The sequence below is a fragment of the Pantoea sp. C2G6 genome, assembly GCF_051336815.1.
Lineage (GTDB): Bacteria > Pseudomonadota > Gammaproteobacteria > Enterobacterales > Enterobacteriaceae > Pantoea.
In genome coordinates, this window is record NZ_JBGMNJ010000043.1 from 1 (window position 1) to 434 (window position 434).

The window sequence follows — 434 nt, forward strand, 5'->3', positions numbered from 1 at the left end:
TCAAACAGCGAGGCGTAAACCCCGCCGGCCGCCGGGCGTTCCAGTACCACGTTTTCGCCACCCGCACTGCTTTCATTTTGTACAGACATGAGCATTCCTTGAATAATCCGTTTTAATCGATGAGGGTTAAGGCTGTTTCGGTGCCAGAGAGGAGAGTTCGTCTCTGAGCTCTGCGCTCAGGGCCGGATCCAGCAGAATTTTTTCCAGCTCCTTTCGGAAAGTCTGGTTATCCAGCAGGTTCGCTTTTAAATCGCGGAGCAGGTTACGCATGGCGAGCATGGCTTTAAGCTGGGGGATCTGGCGGGCCACCTGTTCCGGGGTGAAATCCTGCATATCGCGGAACACCAGGCTGATATTCTCTTCGCTGCCATCACCGGCAAGGGTATTTTTAACGCTGAGATTAACTTTCGGAGAATATTCGGAAAGGACTTCGG

At 52.8% G+C, this 434-nt stretch carries 1 protein-coding gene and 1 pseudogene; both read right to left on the reverse strand.

Annotated features, from left to right (window positions below):
• A pseudogene (locus ACCW71_RS20565) lies at nucleotides 1-95 on the reverse strand (type VI secretion system contractile sheath domain-containing protein); the annotation flags it as partial.
• 31 nt (nucleotides 96-126) lie between these two features.
• Nucleotides 127-434 (reverse strand): type VI secretion system contractile sheath small subunit (locus tag ACCW71_RS20570; protein ID WP_436374494.1); only part of this gene is annotated, 308 nt, incomplete at its 5' end.